At 67.4% G+C, this 15,825-nt stretch carries 14 protein-coding genes; 8 read left to right on the forward strand and 6 right to left on the reverse strand.

Annotated features, from left to right (window positions below; translation table 11 throughout):
• Position 1: 1 nt before the first annotated feature.
• Positions 2-2,737, reverse strand: a complete 2,736-nt coding sequence (locus G6N67_RS32250) for a glycoside hydrolase family 2 protein (RefSeq protein ID WP_179976770.1) — start codon at positions 2,735-2,737, stop codon at positions 2-4.
• Positions 2,738-2,906: 169 nt separating this feature from the next.
• Positions 2,907-3,644: a glucose 1-dehydrogenase gene (locus tag G6N67_RS32255; protein WP_036440117.1), complete on the reverse strand. Its 738-nt coding sequence runs from the start codon at positions 3,642-3,644 to the stop codon at positions 2,907-2,909.
• Positions 3,645-3,722: 78 nt separating this feature from the next.
• Here G6N67_RS32255 and G6N67_RS32260 point away from each other — a divergent pair, with 78 nt between their 5' ends.
• The gene (locus tag G6N67_RS32260; RefSeq protein WP_036440114.1) at positions 3,723-4,796 is read left to right on the forward strand and encodes an NAD(P)H-dependent amine dehydrogenase family protein; all 1,074 of its coding nucleotides are present in this window, start codon (positions 3,723-3,725) and stop codon (positions 4,794-4,796) included.
• Here the strand turns inward: G6N67_RS32260 and G6N67_RS32265 are convergent.
• Together G6N67_RS32265 and G6N67_RS32270 are read right to left on the reverse strand one after the other, a co-directional pair.
• The gene (locus tag G6N67_RS32265) at positions 4,793-6,136 is read right to left on the reverse strand and encodes an LLM class flavin-dependent oxidoreductase (protein ID WP_163642381.1); all 1,344 of its coding nucleotides are present in this window, start codon (positions 6,134-6,136) and stop codon (positions 4,793-4,795) included. The two genes, G6N67_RS32260 and G6N67_RS32265, sit on opposite strands and share 4 nt — an antisense overlap.
• Positions 6,137-6,184: 48 nt before the next feature.
• On the reverse strand, positions 6,185-6,934 hold the full coding sequence (locus tag G6N67_RS32270) for an HAD family hydrolase (protein ID WP_036440109.1): 750 nt from the start codon (positions 6,932-6,934) through the stop codon (positions 6,185-6,187).
• Between the two features lie 56 nt (positions 6,935-6,990).
• On the opposite strand from G6N67_RS32270, the gene G6N67_RS32275 reads away from it, so the two are divergent.
• The 5 genes from G6N67_RS32275 (at position 6,991) to G6N67_RS32295 (ending at position 12,565) form a co-directional block, all read left to right on the forward strand.
• Positions 6,991-7,356, forward strand: a complete 366-nt coding sequence (locus G6N67_RS32275) for a VOC family protein (protein ID WP_036440107.1) — start codon at positions 6,991-6,993, stop codon at positions 7,354-7,356.
• Between the two features lie 103 nt (positions 7,357-7,459).
• Entirely contained in the window at positions 7,460-8,590 is a 1,131-nt protein-coding gene (locus G6N67_RS32280; protein WP_036440104.1) for a nitronate monooxygenase, read from the forward strand.
• 98 nt (positions 8,591-8,688) lie between these two features.
• Positions 8,689-9,624, forward strand: coding sequence for a type IV toxin-antitoxin system AbiEi family antitoxin domain-containing protein (locus G6N67_RS32285; protein ID WP_036440101.1), 936 nt, complete (start codon positions 8,689-8,691; stop codon positions 9,622-9,624).
• Positions 9,625-9,749: 125 nt separating this feature from the next.
• Positions 9,750-10,319, forward strand: coding sequence for a TetR/AcrR family transcriptional regulator (locus tag G6N67_RS32290; protein ID WP_036440784.1), 570 nt, complete (start codon positions 9,750-9,752; stop codon positions 10,317-10,319).
• Positions 10,316-12,565, forward strand: coding sequence for a molybdopterin oxidoreductase family protein (locus tag G6N67_RS32295; RefSeq protein WP_036440097.1), 2,250 nt, complete (start codon positions 10,316-10,318; stop codon positions 12,563-12,565). The genes G6N67_RS32290 and G6N67_RS32295 overlap by 4 nt, the downstream gene beginning before the upstream one ends.
• A gap of 4 nt (positions 12,566-12,569) precedes the next feature.
• On the opposite strand, the gene G6N67_RS32300 is transcribed toward G6N67_RS32295, so the two are convergent.
• On the reverse strand, positions 12,570-13,166 hold the full coding sequence (locus tag G6N67_RS32300; protein WP_306666483.1) for a hypothetical protein: 597 nt from the start codon (positions 13,164-13,166) through the stop codon (positions 12,570-12,572).
• Positions 13,167-13,370: 204 nt separating this feature from the next.
• Between G6N67_RS32300 and G6N67_RS32305 the strand changes: the two genes are divergently transcribed.
• On the forward strand, positions 13,371-14,651 hold the full coding sequence (locus G6N67_RS32305) for a cytochrome P450 (protein WP_051579190.1): 1,281 nt from the start codon (positions 13,371-13,373) through the stop codon (positions 14,649-14,651).
• On the opposite strand, the gene G6N67_RS32310 is transcribed toward G6N67_RS32305, so the two are convergent.
• Positions 14,608-14,928 carry a hypothetical protein gene (locus G6N67_RS32310; protein WP_036440775.1) on the reverse strand — a complete coding sequence of 107 codons (321 nt, stop codon included), beginning with the start codon at positions 14,926-14,928 and terminating at the stop codon, positions 14,608-14,610. The two genes, G6N67_RS32305 and G6N67_RS32310, sit on opposite strands and share 44 nt — an antisense overlap.
• Before the next feature lie 161 nt (positions 14,929-15,089).
• On the opposite strand from G6N67_RS32310, the gene G6N67_RS32315 reads away from it, so the two are divergent.
• Positions 15,090-15,824: a helix-turn-helix domain-containing protein gene (locus tag G6N67_RS32315; protein ID WP_081812794.1), complete on the forward strand. Its 735-nt coding sequence runs from the start codon at positions 15,090-15,092 to the stop codon at positions 15,822-15,824.
• Position 15,825 lies beyond the last annotated feature (1 nt).

The following is a 15,825-nucleotide window of genomic DNA, read 5'->3' on the forward strand; positions in this document are numbered from 1 at the left end:
CCTAACGGCGGACCCGCTGGTCGATCGGGGCGACCACGGGAGCGGTGTTGTAACCCCCGACCCGGACCCAGTTTGGCATGGGCTCGGTTCCGGTGACCTTGCCCGTGAGTTCGACCGTCTCGCCCGGATAGACCGTGACGTAGTTGTCGGAATACTCGATCGGCAGGATCTCGTCACCATCGGGGGTCGCCATGACCTCGGCGCGCTCGAAGAAGCCGATCTGGCGCGTCGGATTGTGCAGCCGGATGACCACCGTGGTGCCGGCCGGGCCGGCCGACCGCTCGGCGGTCACCCGCAGCGGCGTCTTCGCCATGGTGTTGAGTGGGGTCATGTCGGCCCAACTGGACTGGACGAGGTCGAATGCCTGGTCGTTGGCGGGGTTCCCGACGTCGTCGCGCTGCTGCGACTGCCAGTAGGTGTTCTCGCCGATCACCGCACCTGCCGCGTCGAGCAGTTCACACCGCACGAAGAAGACCCGCGAATCGGGCGCCACGCGGGGCAGCGTCAGGGCCCGCAGTGCGCCACCGGACGGAACGCTCACGGCATCGGACGTGCGGTCGTCGCGGACCCGGCCCGCCAGATCATAGGTCCGCACCCGCACGCGCACATCCCGCTGGTCGTCGGGCGACTGGTTGACCACGGTCACGTTGGCCTGACTGTGATCGCCCGTGGCGTAGGAGTCGAACACCGCCGACAGCGGACGCAAACCCTTCTTGGCGCCGTAGTAGGCCCCACCCGGGCGCAGGTAGTAGTCGAAGAGGTGCCCGAAGAACGACGGCCAGTGGTTGTTGAGCATCCAGTAGATCGTCATCTTGTGGTTGGCCCAGCCCAGTGCCGCGAACGCCTCGAACTGTGCCCGCGTGGACTCGTAGTGCGCCAGCTGCGCTTTGCCGGCGAATTCCTCGGCGTTCCTTGAAGATCCGTAACGCTGCATGACCGCGGTGCGGATGCTCTCCAACACCGCGTTGCTGGGGTTTGCCCCGGCGTGGAAATACCACGCTTCGTTGATCGGCCAGAGCTTGTCCGGCGGGAGGAACCTCTTCAGGCTCGCGAACGGCGGGATGTGCTCGTTGTCGCCCTGCTCGGCGTTGGATCCGCGGGTGGCCTGGTAGCGTCCGCTGAACCAGTAGCTCGGCGGCCGCCACGTGTATGGCCCCGCCATGTGGATGCCGTCCCAGTCCGGTTCACCGTCGTCGGTGCGGGCCAGCGACGACACGGTGTCGACGACGGCGTTGGGCCAGCGCAGGTCCGCGAGGATGGCGTGATATCCGTCCAGCACTCCTTCTGGCGGCTTGCCGTCGCTGCCGTTGGCCCACAGGAACGCCGACGGATGGCCCCGCAACGCGAGAATCTGCGAGCGCAGGCTCGCGTCGGCGACGCGACGGTCCTCGTCGTCCCATTGCCACCATTTCTCCCATTGGTTGCAGCACATCCACCCGTACATGAGCGGGATGCCGAGTTCGTCGGCACGCTCGATGATGTTCTCGCCGGGGAACTTTCCCTCCAGCCGCAGCATGTTGAGCCCGAGATCGCGGACGTAGCCGAGGATGGCGTCCTCGCGCTGCGGGTCGTAGCGGAACAGCAGATCCGGTGTGTAGGCCGCGCCGCGCACCAGGAAATCCCTGCCGTTGACCGTGAGGTAGAAGCTCCCGCCCCGGCCCAGATCCGGGTACTGCTCGTCGTCGTCGCGGTGTTGCTGCACGGTGCGGATGCCGAACCGGGTGCTGTGTGTGTCGGTGGCCTGTCCGTACTGCCGGAATTCCAGCTGCAGGTCGTAGAGGTTCGGATCCCCCATGGTGTAGGGCCACCACAGGTCGGGGTTCTCGACGTTCAGCGCGCCGAATATGGTTGGATCGAACTGGATTTCGCGTTGCTCACCGGGAGCCAGCCGCACGGGCTGGTCCACCTCGATCGTGGGTTTGCCCGCCCGGCTGATCCTGGCCCGCACCACACCGCGGACGGCGGTATCCGATGTGTTGTGCACGTTCGAGTGGATGGTCAGCTTCGCGCGGTCGGTGGCGGGCAACGGCAATTCGGTGGTCACCACCGAATCGCGGACGACCACGGGCCCGGAGAAGCTCAGGTACACCGGCTGGAAGATCCCGGCGTTGCGGTCCGCGACGAAGGAGTTGCCGCGCAACGGGTTCTTCTCCGGGCCTTGGTAACCGATGCGGTTCCAGTTGATCCAGTCCCACCAGCTGTCTGCCAGCTCGACGCCGTCGATGTCCTGCAGCGCCTGCTCGGGGGTCACCCGGACCGCGAGGGTGTTCTCGCCGCCGGCGTTGACGAAGCGGGACACGTCGAGCTCGTGGTTGGTGTGCATGCCCACCACTTCGGCATTGCCGGCCACCATCCGGCCGTTGAGCCAGACCTCGGCGCGGTAGTTGACGCCGGGCAGCTCGAGCCGGTAGCTCGTGCTGCCCGCCGGGGCCGCGAATGTGGTGCGGTACCACCAGTCCTGCCGGTACAGATCATCGGGAACATCGGTCAGGTTCTCGTCGAAATACAGATCCGGATACGTGCCGTCGTCCTGAAGGGCCTGCAACACCGTCGCGGGCATGTGCGTGACGGTGTGCCAGCCACCCTCCGGTGTCCCCGGTGAGGAGAGCGCGATACCGTCGGCCTGCACGGTGCGCGCCGACGCCAGCTGCCAGCCCTGCGACAACTCGATGCGCCCGGACGGCGGCTCGGGGCGCGCGAACGACGGCAGGTCGGCCACGCAGAGCGCGAGCAGCACGGCTGTGACGACGGCTGCGACGGTCAGGCGGGTACGTCGCGTCCGGGTGGAAATAGGTAGCTCCTCGAAACCGGTGCGACCATTTCTCACTGGATGCGGGCGGCCGCCCGGATCATTCTGCCGTGAGCGCTCGCCCGTCGCCGGGCGGGTGGGCGCTCACGGCCGGTTCTCAGAGCTTGTGCGGTACGTCGTTGACCAGTCCGCCGTCCATGACGAACTCGGCTCCGGTGGCGTACCGGGATTCGTCGCTGGCCAGGAACACCACGAAGCTGGAGACCTCGTCGGGTTGGCCCGGCCGGCCCAGCGGGATGGTGAGCATGTCCTCGGGGAAATGCTCGGTCATCGGGGTGCGGATGAAGCCGGGGTGGATCGAGTTGACCCGGATCTGCTTGGGCCCCAGTTCGAGCGCCGCGGATTTGGTGAGGCCGCGCACCGCCCACTTGGACGCCACATACGGGTGCACCATGGCAGCACCGCGCAGCCCCTCGATGGACGACACGTTGACGATCGACCCGCCGCCCGCGGCCTTCATGGCCTTGACGCACGCCTGCATGCCCAGGAACGTCCCGGTCAGGTTGACGTCGATGACCTTCTGCCACTGGGCCATGTCGAACTTGCCGATCTGACCGAGCGCGACGATGCCCGCGTTGTTGACCAGCACGTTGAGCAGCCCGAACTCGTCGGTCGCGGTCGCGACGGCCGCGGCCCACTGCTCGGCGTCCGTGACATCGAGATGGACGTAGCGCGCCGAGTCGCCCAGCTCGGTCGCCAGCGTCTTGCCCTCGTCGTCGAGGATGTCGCCGATCACCACCTTGGCGCCCTCGGCGACGAGCGCGCGGGCATGTTCGGCACCCATGCCGCGGGCGCCGCCACTGATCAATGCAACTTTTCCGTCAACCCGTCCCATGACGCGTGAGGCTACCGCCTGAACGGCCAAATTAGAACCTGTTCCAATTTGTCTGTCGACTGGGCATACTTCGTTCCCATGCCCATCCGCGTCGCACACATCGGGACTGGAAATGTCGGTCGGCTGGCACTGACGGGACTGTTGACCAATCCGCGCTACGAACTCACCACGTTGTGCGTCTCGACCGAATCGAAGGTCGGTAAGGATGCGGGTGAGCTTGCCGGCCTCGATGTTTCGACGGGCGTGGCCGCGGTCGGCGACCTCGACGCCGTGATCGCCGCCGAACCGGACTGCGCGGTGTACTGCGCGATGGGCGACACGCGCGGTCCGGAAGCCATCGGCGACGTCGTGCGGCTGCTGTCGGCAGGCATCAACGTCGTCGGCTCGGCACCCGTGCTGCTGCAGTACCCGTGGCATCTCATGCCGGGCAAGTACATCGACGGCATCGAGGCGGCCGCCAAGGCCGGTAACGCCAGCCTGTTCATCACGGGCGTCGACCCCGGCTTCGCCAACGACCTGATCCCGTTCGCCCTGGCGGGCACATGCCAGAGCATCCAACAGGTCCGCTGCATGGAGATCGCCGACTACGCCACCTATGACGGCGTCACCGTCATGTTCGACGTCATGGGTTTCGGCAAGCCGCTCGACGAGACGCCGCTGCTGTTTCAGCCCGGCGTGCTGAGCATCGCGTGGGGCACCTCGATCCGGCAGCTGGCCGCGGGCCTCGGCATCGAGATCGACGACATCACCGAACTGTGCGAGAAGGAACCGGCGCCCGAAGAGTTCGACATCGCCGCGGGCCACATCGCGAAGGGCACGGTGGCCGCCATGCGGTTCGAGATCCGGGGCATGGTCGACGGCCAGCCGGTGATCGTCATCGAGCACGTCACGCGGTTGCGGGGTGACCTGCGTCCGGACTGGGCCCAACCGGCGCAGCCCGGCGGGTCGTACCGCGTCGAGATCGTCGGCGAGCCGTCGTACGCGGTCGACATCTGCCCCACGAGCCGCAAAGGCGACCACAACCACGCCGCGATCGTGGCCGCGGCGGGCCGCATCGTCAACGCCATCCCCGACGTGGTCGCCGCGGCGCCCGGCATCCGGACCACGCTCGACATGCCGCTTGTCACGGGCAAGGGTCTCTACAACCTCTAGACCGCGACGGCCCGGTGGTCGGGCACGCGCGGCAGGCCGAGATGGCCGCGCAGGGTGGTGTGTGCGTACTCGCGGCGAAACAGGCCGCGGGCGCGCAGGATCGGCACGACGTGGTCGACGAACAGCTCCAGACCGGACGGGAACGCGTCGGGCATCAGGTTGAAACCGTCGACCGCGCCTGCGGCGAACCATTCCTCGATCGCGTCGGCCAGCTGCTCGGGTGAACCCACCACCAGCCGGTGCCACGTGATCACCCGGTCCAGGATCTGCCGGACGGTCAGGTTGTCCCGGCGGGCGATGTTGACGACGATGTCGCGCGCGCCCTGGGAACCGCCGACGGCCTCGGCGCCGTCGAGCAGCCAGCGCGGTAACGGCTTGTCCCACTGCAACTCTGCCGGATCGACGCTGAGCTGACCGGCCAGGTGGCTCAACCGCCGGTCCCCCGCGAGTTCGTTGAGCTCGTCGTTGCGGGCTCGTGCCTCAGCCTCCGTGCTGCCCAGCACGAACGACAATCCGGGCATGATCCGGATCGATTGCGGATCCCGGCCGAATGCGTGTGCCCGCGAACGAAGTTCACGAGCGTTGCGCAGCGCGTCGCCGAGCGTCGCCTGCGCCGCGAACACCCCGTCGGCATACCGGGCCGCGAGGTCGAGCCCGCCTGCCGATCCGCCGGCCTGGAACAGCACCGGATGCCCTTGCGGCGGCCGGGGCATCGTGAGCGGCCCGTCCACGCTGAAATACGTGCCTCGATGGTCGATCGTTCTGACGGCGCCGATCCGGCTGAACGCCCCGGTCGCCTTGTCGGCCAACACCGCATCGTCGTCCCACGAATCCCACAGGGCCCGTACGACGTCCACGAATTCGGCGGCGCGCCGGTACCGCTCGTCGCGACCGGGCGGTGCAACCGGGCCCTGGCCGTGACCGAAGTTGTTCCAGGCGTAGGGATCGCTGCCGGTGACGACGTTCCAGGCGACCCGCCCGCGGCTGAGATGATCCAGCGATGCGAACCGGCGCGCGACGTTGAACGGCTCCTCGAACGACGTCGACACCGTCGCGATCAAACCGAGGTGGGTTGTGGCCGACGCCAGCGCGGACAGCAGCACGATCGGGTCGAGCGCGAGCGGCGGCGTGGTCAGCGGTTTGCGCGGGTCGGCGAACAACGACGGGCTGTCGGCGAGAAACAGCGCGTCGAGCGTGCCGCGCTCGGCCAGCCGCGCGACCCGGATCCAGTAGTCCGGGTCGACGAAGGCCGCGGGGTCGACGTCGGGGTGCTGCCATGCGGCGGGGTGCATGCCGTCGGCGAGAACATTGACGCCGAGGTGAAGTTCACGTGCGCTCATCGTGGTGCGCAGTCTGCATCCGATGCCGCTGCACACAAAGGGTTTCGGTCAGCGTGGAGCGAAAGGACCGCTACCGCGCAGCCGGTCGAGGGACAGCACAGGCCAGCCGTGGCTCTGCGCGGCAGCCGCCAATCCGGGATGCGGGTTGACTGGCCGCGGATGGCCGACCAACCGCATCAGCGCACTGTCCTCGACCCCGTCGGCATAGAAGTAACTGCGTTGCAGGTCAACGTGATTGCGTTCGCAGAAGCCCTCGACCGCAGCGGCCTTGCGGGCACCCCACACGATGGGCTTGACGATTCCGCCGGTCAGCCGCCCGTCGTCGTCGGTTTCGAAGTGATTGCACAGCACGTGGTCGATGCCGAGATGTCTCGCGACAGGTTCGGCGTGGATGGTCAACGCCGACGAGCTGAGCACGACCGTGTGGCCACGGTCCTGATGCCTGCGCACGACGTCGCGCATGTGCGGATAGACCCGGTGCGCGATGCGCCGCACGAACAGGTGCTCCCCCAGCTCGTCGAGTTCGTGCAGCGATTCGCCCCGCAGATACCCGGCCGCGCGCACCAGCAGCCGTTCGAACGGCATCCGCCCGAGCCGGTACCGCACCGACGCCTCGATGATCCCGAGGATTTCGCCGGGCGCCGCCTGGCGCTGCCGGATGCGGTGTCCGGCGTGGGCGGTCGCGGTGAACCCGTCGACCAGGGTGCCGTCGAGATCGAAGAACGCGCCGATCTGGGCACCGCCCGGTCCGGTACCGATCTCGGCCAGCGATTCAGGTGGCGACAGCGTGCGTCCCATCGCGCAAGTACACCAAGAGGCTGGGCAAACGCGCGAATCCTGGTTAGAAATGCAACATGGCCGACACTTCCCCCGCGGTTGCGCTCAACGACATCGCCGCCGCGGTCGCCACCGACCGATTCGACGAATCCCTGGCCTGGTACACGCGGCTGTTCGGCCGCGAACCCGATCTGCGCCCCGTCGAGGGCGTCGCCGAGTGGCAGGTGACCGCGACCGCGTGGTTACAGCTCGTCACCGACGCAGACCGGGCCGGGCGGTCAGCCGTGCGGTTCGGGGTCGACGACCTTGCCCAGGCCACGCGAGCCCTGGCCGGCCTCGGCGTCGACGTACCGGAACCGCAGGTCATCGCCGATCTCGTCGCGGTGGTCGATGTGTCCGATCCGGATGGCAACGAAGTGTCGTTCGTGCAGGAACTGTCGTAGTTCGTCGGGGGTCTGGCCCCGTTTCAGGGCTGCGGCGTACTAAACTAGAACACGTTTCATTTACGAATCCCGTGACGCCGACCGCCCCATAAGGAGCTGGAGAATGCACACCGCACTGTGCGACGAACTTGGAATCGAATTCCCGATATTCGCCTTCACCCACTGTCGCGACGTGGTGGTCGCCGTCAGCAAGGCCGGCGGCTTCGGCGTGCTCGGCGCGGTCGGGTTCACCCCCGAACAGCTCGAGATCGAACTCAACTGGATCGACGAGCACATCGGTGACCATCCGTACGGCGTCGACATCGTGATCCCGAACAAGTACGAGGGCATGGATGCCAACATGTCCGCCGACGAGCTCAAGAAGACGCTCAACGCGCTGGTCCCGCAAGAGCACCTCGACTTCGCGAAGAAGATCCTCGCCGACCACGGCGTGCCGACCGACGACAGCGACGACAATGCCCTCCAGCTGTTGGGCTGGACCGAGGCGACCGCGACCCCGCAGGTGGAGATCGCGCTCAAGCACCCAAAGATGACGTTGATCGCCAACGCGCTGGGTACCCCGCCCGCCGACATGATCGCCCACATCCACGCCGAGGGGCGCAAGGTCGCCGCACTGTGCGGATCGCCGTCGCAGGCCCGCAAACATGCCGATGCCGGCGTCGACATCATCATCGCCCAGGGCGGCGAGGCCGGCGGACACAGCGGCGAGATCGGCTCGATCGTGTTGTGGCCCCAGGTGGTCAAGGAGGTCGCGCCGGTTCCGGTGCTGGCCGCCGGCGGTATCGGCAGCGGCCAGCAGATCGCCGCGGCACTCGCGCTCGGCGCACAGGGCGCATGGACCGGCTCGCAGTGGGTCATGGTCGAAGAGTCCGAGAACACCGAGGTGCAACACGCGGCCTACGCGAAGGCCACCAGCCGCGACACCGTGCGCAGCCGGTCGTTCACCGGCAAGCCGGCGCGCATGCTGCGCAACGACTGGACCGAGGCCTGGGAGAACCCCGACAACCCGAAGCCGCTCGGAATGCCGTTGCAGTACATGGTTTCCGGCATGGCCGTGGCCGCGACGCACAAGTATCCCAACGAGACGGTCGATGTGGCATTCAACCCGATCGGCCAGGTTGTCGGACAGTTCACCAAGGTTGAGAAGACCTCGGCGGTGATCGAACGCTGGGTGCAGGAGTACTTGGAGGCCACCAACACGCTCAACGAGCTCAACGAAGCCGCCTCGGTCTGATCGAGGCGGCGGGCGCGCGATCCGCCGCAATCAGTGGTTATCCACAGATCGCCGAAGGGCTCTGGTGACAATCGCGCCGGTCGACGAGCATCGACTCTGTGGAAGTCGGTGAGGTTCTTCGGCAGCAGGACGGGGTGATCTCGCGTCGGCAAGCGTTGGATGCGGGGCTGGCTGAGCATGAGATCCGGCGATTGCTCAGGCGCAATGAGTGGGCGCGGGTGCACGCCGGCGTTTATGTCGAACACACCGGCCCGCTGATCTGGATGCAACGGGCTTGGGCCGCAGTGCTTTACGCGGCACCGGCCGCCCTGTGCCTCGAATCGGCGTTGGGGGCGCAATCGTTGCCGATCCATGTCGCCGTCGAGCGGCAACGGTCGACATTGGTCGAGCCGGTCGGCGTCCGCATTCACCGGGTCGCCCACGTTCACGATCGCGTGCTGTGGAACGTCAGCCCGCCACGGATGCGTTACGACGAAGCCGCGCTCGACGTCGCGTGCCGCGCGGCGTCCGAACTCGATGCCATCGCGGTCCTGGCCGACGCCTGCCGATCGCGGCGCACCACCGCGCGGCGGCTGCTGCGAACTCTCGATTCTCGCGGTCGGCTGCCGCGACGCAGGTGGTTGCGCGCGGTGCTGCTCGACCTCGCCGACGGTACGTGTTCGGTGCTCGAGCACGGTTATCTCGTGCGTGTCGAGCGCCCGCACGGTCTCCCCAAGGCGACACGGCAGAAGCGGTCCACGTCATCGCTCGGCGTGTGCTACCGCGACACCGAGTACGGCCAACGGCTCATCGTCGAGCTCGACGGGCGGGTGTACCACGATTCAGCGACCCGGCGGGATGCAGACTTCGAGCGAGATCTCGACGCCGCGGTCGACGGCCGGTCGACTGTCAGGCTTTCCTATGGGCAGGTCTTCAACCGGCCGTGTCAGACCGCGACCAAGATCGCCCAGGTGCTCCGGCGGCACGGGATCACCGTGGCCGGCCACCCATGTGGGCCGGCGTGTGCGTTCACTCGCCTCGACCGCGCCGCATAGCCGTCTCAGCGGCGGATTGCGGTCAATATCAAGCAGCGATCCGCCGCACAAGCCCGCACATCGGGGTAGACCGCTGCCCGTTGATTATGTATGTTCACATACATAATCAACGAAGGGTGTCCCGCGTGACCAGTCCCCGAGAGCGCATGGTGGTCTCCGCCGCACTGCTGATCCGGGAGCGTGGCGCACACCCGACCGCGATTGCCGACGTGCTCGCCCACAGCGGCGCACCCCGCGGGTCGGCCTATCACTACTTCCCCGGCGGGCGAACCCAACTGCTCTGTGAAGCCATCGATTACGCGAGCGATCAGGTCGCGGCGCGCATCGACAAGGCCGACAGCGCCGTCGCGCTGCTCGACGCCATGATTGCCGGCTTCCGGAAACAGTTGACAGTAAGCGACTTCCGGGCCGGATGCCCGATCGTCGCGGTCGCCGTCGAGGCAGGTGAGCCCGGCGCGGCCGAATCCGCCACGCTCGACCGCGCCGGGGCCGCCTTCACCCGCTGGACCGGGCAGATCACCCGCCGCCTACAGGACGACGGGGTAGCCGCCGAGCGTGCCGAGGAACTCGCGACGCTCATCATGACCGCGATCGAAGGTGCGGTGGTGATGGCGCGGGCGACTCGCGACGTCGAACCGCTCGAGAAGATCCACCGTCAACTACGCGCACTCCTGCCGGAAGGAACCCCGTCATGACCGTTGACCAATGGCAGCCCACGGCCTGCATACTGTGCGAATGCAACTGCGGCATCGTGGTGCAGACCGAAGGCCGCTCCATCACCAAGATCCGTGGTGACAAAGATCATCCGGCGTCGCAGGGCTACACCTGCAACAAGGCGCTGCGGCTCGACCACTACCAGAGCAGCACCAATCGCCTGACCTCGCCACTGCGCCGCAACGCCGACGGCAGCTATGAGGAGATCGACTGGGACACCGCGATTTCCGAGATCGCTGCCAAGTTCCTGGCCATCAGGGACAGCCACGGCGGCGACAAGATCTTCTATTACGGCGGCGGTGGCCAGGGCAATCACCTGGGCGGCGCCTACAGCGGGGCGTTTCTCAAGGCGATCGGCTCGCGCTATCGGTCAAATGCCTTGGCGCAGGAGAAGACCGGCGAAGCGTGGGTGGACGCCCACCTCTACGGCGGCCATACCCGGGGTGAGTTCGAACATGCCGAGGTCGCGGTGTTCGTCGGCAAGAACCCGTGGATGTCGCAGAGCTTCCCGCGGGCCCGGGTGGTGCTCAACGAGATCGCCAAGGATCCTGACCGCGCGATGATCGTCATCGACCCGGTGATCACCGACACGGCCAAGCTCGCCGACTTCCACCTGCGGGTGCGGCCGGGAACCGACGCCTGGTGCCTGGCGGCCATGGCCGCGGTGCTGGTGCAGGAAGAGCTGTGCGACGAGGACTTCCTGGCCAAGCACGTCAACGGCGTCGAACCCGTTCGCGATGTGCTGCGGCAGGTGCCGGTCAGCGACTACGCGCAGCGATGCGGAGTCGACGAATCACTGCTGCGCCAAGCGGTGCGCCGGATCGCCGCGGCCGGCAGCGTGGCGGTGTTCGAGGATCTCGGCATCCAGCAGGCACCCAACAGCACGCTGTGCTCCTACCTCAACAAGATGTTGTGGATCCTCACCGGAAACTTCGCCAAACGCGGTGGGCAGCACCTGCATTCGTCGTTCGCCCCACTGTTCGGCTCGGGCGGGGTCGGCCGCAGCCCCGTCACCGGTGCTCCCGTGATCGCCGGCCTGGTGCCGTCGAACGTGGTGCCGCAAGAGATCACGACCGACCATCCCGACCGGTTCCGCGCGATGATCGTCGAGAGCAGCAACCCGGCCCACTCGGTCGCGGATTCGGCGGCGGTGCGAACCGCACTCGAATCGCTCGAGCTGCTCGTCGTCATCGACGTCGCGATGACCGAGACGGCACGCCTGGCCCACTACGTGCTGCCCGCGGCCAACCAGTTCGAGAAGGCCGAGGCGACGTTCTTCAACCTGGAGTTCCCGCACAACAACTTTCACCTGCGCCACCCGCTGTTCGACCCGCTGCCCGGAACCCTGCCGGAACCGGAGATCTGGGCCCGTCTGGTCCGCGCCATCGGTGCGGTCGACGACGCCGAACTGGATCCGCTGCGCCGCGCGGCGCGCGAGGGCCTTGACGCCTACGCCGCGGCGTTCCTCGCCGCGGTGGGCGCCAACCCGGCGTTGGGCCGGGTGCTGCCCTACGTGCTCTACGAGACGCTTGGACCGGTTCTCCCGGACGGTTTGGCAGGTGCCGCCGCGCTGTGGGGCCTGGCCCAGAAGACCGCGATGACGTATCCGGACGCGGTGCGCCGCGCCGGTCACGCCGACGGCAACGCCCTGTTCGAGGCCATCCTGGCCGGGCGGTCCGGGCTGACGTTCACCGTGCACGAGTACCCGGACGATTTCGCGCTGATCAGCCATCCGGATCACAAGATCGCGCTCGACATGCCCGAGATGCTCGACGCGGCGCGGGCCCTGCCGACGATGCCGTCAGCGCTGACCACCGCCGAGTTCCCGATGGTGCTCTCGGCCGGTGAACGGCGGGCCTACACCGCCAACGACATCTTCCGCGATCCGGGCTGGCGCAAGCGCGACACCGAGGGCGCCTTGCGGATCAGTGTCGACGACGCCGAGGCCCTCGGCCTGCTCGACGGCGACCGCGCCAGGATCACGACCGCGACGGGCAGCGCTGAGGCCACCGTGGAGATCAGCGACACCATGCTGCCTGGGCACATCTCACTGCCCAACGGTTTCGGCCTCGACTACACCGGCAGCGACGGCCGGGCCGTGATCCCAGGCGTCGCACCCAACGAGCTCACCTCGTCACAGTGGCGCGACGAGTACGCCGGCACACCATGGCACAAGCACGTGCCCGCACGCGTCGAACGGCTTCAGGTGGCCGCGACCGCCCTCTGACGGGTCAGGGCAGCGGCGCGGGCGGAACCGGACCGTTCGGGACGACCGGCGCGGCGGGCGCTGCCGCAGGCGCCAGCGGCGCACCCGGCGGCATGGGCGTGTTCGGCGCCAACGGGTTCGGCCCGGGCACGCCACCCGGCGCGGGCGCACCAGGAGCGACCGGGACGTTCGGGCCCGGCGCCTGCTCCGGGATCGGGGTGTTCATGTTGCGTTGGGCGATGCCCAGCAGGAACGCCTCTTTGCCGCTGATCTCCTGGTTCTGCACGGCGTGCCACAGATCCTTGAGGTAGCTGAGGTTGGGGCTCTCGGTGCCCTGTCCGGCGGGATCCATGGTCGCTCCCGGCGGCAGCGCATCGGGACTCGCCAGGTGCGGGGTCTCCGCCGGGGGCTGGGCTGCCAGCTGCCCGGCGGGATCCGCAGGCGCGGCCTGGACGGCGGGCCCGGCGGGCGCGGGGCCGGGTGCCGGCGCAGGTGCCGGCGGCGGCACCACCGGGGTGCCCGGATCCGCAGTTGCCGCGCCGGCGACCAACAGCGCAATGACAGGGCCCGACGCGCAGCACGCAAACACGGACGCGAACTTTCGGATGTCGACACTAATCACGGGTGACCTCTCGCTGTTACTCCAGGGACAGATGGTAACCCTCAATGCATCGTTGGCGCCCACCATCCGTTACAGCGCCGGAATCGGAACACGTTCCAATATCGACGCTACCGGAGTTTCCGAAACCCACTCCAAGGGGCCCCACCTGTGGTGTAGCAATGGGCTTACGCACTACACAACGTCGTCGCGAGGAGTGCCACCGCCATGCCGACTCTGAACCTTCCGCCCGGATTCGATTTCACCGATCCCGATATCTACGCCGAACGCCTGCCCGTCGCGGAACTGGCCGAGATGCGCAAGCTGGCCCCGATCTGGTGGAACGAGCAACCGATGGGGACCGGCGGTTTCGATGACGGCGGGTTCTGGGTGGTCACCAAACACAAGGACGTCAAAGAGGTGTCCCGGCGCAGCGACGTGTTCTCGAGTCAGGAGAAGACGGCTCTCCCCCGTTACCGCGAGGGGACCGTGCCGCAGCAGATCGACCAGGGCAGGTTCGTGCTGTTGAACATGGACGCCCCGCATCACACCCATCTGCGCAAGATCATCTCGCGAGCGTTCACCCCGCGTGCGGTCGAACAACTCAGGGACGACCTGCGCACGCGGGCCCGGGCCATCGTGCGGACCGCGCTCGCCGAGGAGCGCGGCGACTTCGTCGAGCAGGTGTCGTGCGAGTTGCCACTGCAAGCCATCGCGAGCCTGATGGGCGTGCCCCAGGAGGACCGCAAGAAGCTCTTCGACTGGTCGAATCAGATGGTCGGCGATCAGGATCCGGAGTTCGCGTCCAACGACGCGATCAGCGCCTCGGTCGAACTGATCATGTACGGCATGAAGATGGCCGCCGATCGCACGGCCAACCCACGTGACGACCTGGTGACCAGACTCGTACAGGCCGACGTCGAGGGACACAAGCTCTCCGACGACGAGTTCGGCTTCTTCGTGATCCTGCTCGCGGTTGCGGGCAACGAGACGACCCGCAACTCGATCACGCAGGGGATGATGGCCTTCACCGAGTTTCCCGACCAATGGGAACTGTTCAAGGAACGGCGCCCGGTGACCGCCGCCGACGAGATCGTGCGGTGGGCGACTCCGGTGACGTCATTCCAGCGCACCGCGTTACAGGACACCGAATTGGCCGGGGTGCCGATCAAGAAGGGCCAGCGGGTCGTGATGTTCTACCGCTCCGCCAACTTCGACGAGGACGTCTTCACCGACCCCTACAGGTTCGACATCCTGCGCGACCCGAACCCGCACGTGGGGTTCGGCGGCACCGGCGCGCACTACTGCATCGGCGCCAACCTGGCCCGGCTGACCATCGACGAGATCTTCAACGCGATCGCCGACGAAATGCCCGACCTCGCGCCGCTGGCCGCGCCGGAGCGGCTGCGGTCCGGCTGGCTCAACGGCATCAAGCACTGGCAGGTGGATTACCGCGGCGAAGCCGCTACTGCCTCGAAAGGCGCTGCCCGGCAACGGGATAGTCGATGATCGAACGCCAGTAGTCCTCCGGTATCTCGGTGTTGGACCGCAACACCATCGCGAGCCCGGTGGCCATCGCGATGCCGAGCAGCCCGAGCCAGAGCCCCGCCACGGCGATCACACCCCACAGCACCGCGGTCAGCGCCGGCCACGGCGACACCACGATGAGAACCGGAGCGAAAAAGAAGCCGGCCCCGATATAGGCCGCCGACCCCGAGCGATCGGCGATCAACACGAACCGCAACCAGGCCGGAATCGTACTGTCGGACCTGAGCTTGTCTCGCATCGTCATCTCCTTCACCTGCGAACGTCCCAACGGTCGCGCACCCTGGGTAATGGCGGCAATTACCTCACAGGTAGTGGCCCGGGATCGACTCCTCGACGACACTGAGTCGGGTGACCACCGTTTCGTCCCGCTCGCTGCAATTGACGTCGTTCGGCTCACTCATGCGGTCGTGGCGGCAGCGCCGCAGGATCAGTCAGCTCGACCTCGCGATCGAGGCCGACGTGTCGGCCCGGCACGTCAGCTTCATCGAGACCGGCCGTTCGGCGCCCAGCCGGGCCATGGTGCTGCGGTTGGCCGCAGCCCTCGACGTGCCGTTGCGCGAACAGAACCAGCTCCTGCTGGCCGCCGGGCTGGCGCCGGTGTACGCCGAACGCACGCTCGACGACCCCGACATGGCTCCGGTCCGTGCGGGCGTCACGCGAGTTCTGGACGCCTACAACCCTTTTCCCTGCGTGGTGGTCGATCGCGCATGGAACCTGCTGCAGGCCAACGCAGGTACCGCAATCATGCTCGAAGGCGTGGCCGAACATCTGCTGGTGCAGCCCAACGCATTACGCATAACCCTGCACCCCGAGGGCATGGCACCCCGCATCCGCAACCTGGCCGAATGGCGCCACCACCTGATCAGTCGGTTACGCCGTGAGGTCGCGGTGAGCGGATCTACCGATCTCGCCGCGCTCCTCGACGAAATCGATTCCTACCCAGGTGGATCAGACAGCTCACGAGATCTCGGCGGCGTCGTCGTGCCACTTGAGTTGGCCACCGCCGACGGCGGCACGCTGACGTTCCTGAGCACTGTGACGACATTCGGGACGGCGCTCGACCTCACCGCGGCCGAGCTGAGCATCGAGGCCTTCCTGCCCGCCGACGAGGCAACCGCGGCCGTACTACGCTGAC

The organism is Mycolicibacterium mageritense (assembly GCF_010727475.1).
GTDB classification, from domain to species: Bacteria; Actinomycetota; Actinomycetes; order Mycobacteriales; family Mycobacteriaceae; genus Mycobacterium; species Mycobacterium mageritense.

Excerpts from the sequence above, each read along its gene's own strand:
- G6N67_RS32280 (WP_036440104.1), top strand. The coding sequence starts at position 7,460 with ATGCACACCGCACTGTGCGACGAACTTGGAATCGAATTCCCGATATTC.
- G6N67_RS32275 (WP_036440107.1), top strand. The coding sequence starts at position 6,991 with ATGGCCGACACTTCCCCCGCGGTTGCGCTCAACGACATCGCCGCCGCG.
- G6N67_RS32255 (WP_036440117.1), bottom strand. The coding sequence starts at position 3,644 with ATGGGACGGGTTGACGGAAAAGTTGCATTGATCAGTGGCGGCGCCCGC.
- G6N67_RS32315 (WP_081812794.1), top strand. The coding sequence starts at position 15,090 with ATGCGGTCGTGGCGGCAGCGCCGCAGGATCAGTCAGCTCGACCTCGCG.
- G6N67_RS32270 (WP_036440109.1), bottom strand. The coding sequence starts at position 6,934 with ATGGGACGCACGCTGTCGCCACCTGAATCGCTGGCCGAGATCGGTACC.
- G6N67_RS32260 (WP_036440114.1), top strand. The coding sequence starts at position 3,723 with ATGCCCATCCGCGTCGCACACATCGGGACTGGAAATGTCGGTCGGCTG.
- G6N67_RS32310 (WP_036440775.1), bottom strand. The coding sequence starts at position 14,928 with ATGCGAGACAAGCTCAGGTCCGACAGTACGATTCCGGCCTGGTTGCGG.
- G6N67_RS32295 (WP_036440097.1), top strand. The coding sequence starts at position 10,316 with ATGACCGTTGACCAATGGCAGCCCACGGCCTGCATACTGTGCGAATGC.
- G6N67_RS32265 (WP_163642381.1), bottom strand. The coding sequence starts at position 6,136 with ATGAGCGCACGTGAACTTCACCTCGGCGTCAATGTTCTCGCCGACGGC.
- G6N67_RS32305 (WP_051579190.1), top strand. The coding sequence starts at position 13,371 with ATGCCGACTCTGAACCTTCCGCCCGGATTCGATTTCACCGATCCCGAT.